At 68.3% G+C, this 293-nt stretch carries 1 protein-coding gene; it reads left to right on the top strand.

The window, feature by feature from the left end:
- The coding region (locus LD028_RS08740; protein ID WP_237811584.1) for an aldehyde dehydrogenase family protein at positions 1–293 on the top strand (293 nt) is incomplete at both ends.

Genomic DNA, 293 nt, shown 5'->3' with positions numbered 1-293 from the left:
GGCTGAGCAGGCAGGGCTGCCGGCCGGCGCGCTCAACGTCGTCACGGGCAGCGGCGGCACCGTCGGCGACCTGCTGGTGACCGATCCGCGCGTCAAGGTGATCACGTTTACGGGCAGTCCGGCTGTCGGCATCAACATCCGCAACCGCGCCGGCCTGAAGCGGGTGACGCTGGAACTGGGCTCCAACTCGGCCGTGATCGTGGACCGCGACGCCAATCTGGACGACGTGATCCCGCGCTGCATTTTCGGCGCGTTTGCCTACTCCGGCCAGGTGTGCATCTCCGTCCAGCGGA

It is taken from the genome of Anoxybacillus sp. LAT27 (assembly GCF_022030075.1).
Lineage (GTDB): Bacteria > Bacillota > Bacilli > Bacillales > Anoxybacillaceae > Anoxybacillus > Anoxybacillus kestanbolensis.
Note: the sequence above shows the minus strand (reverse complement) of the source record. Positions and strands in the feature narration are given on the sequence as shown.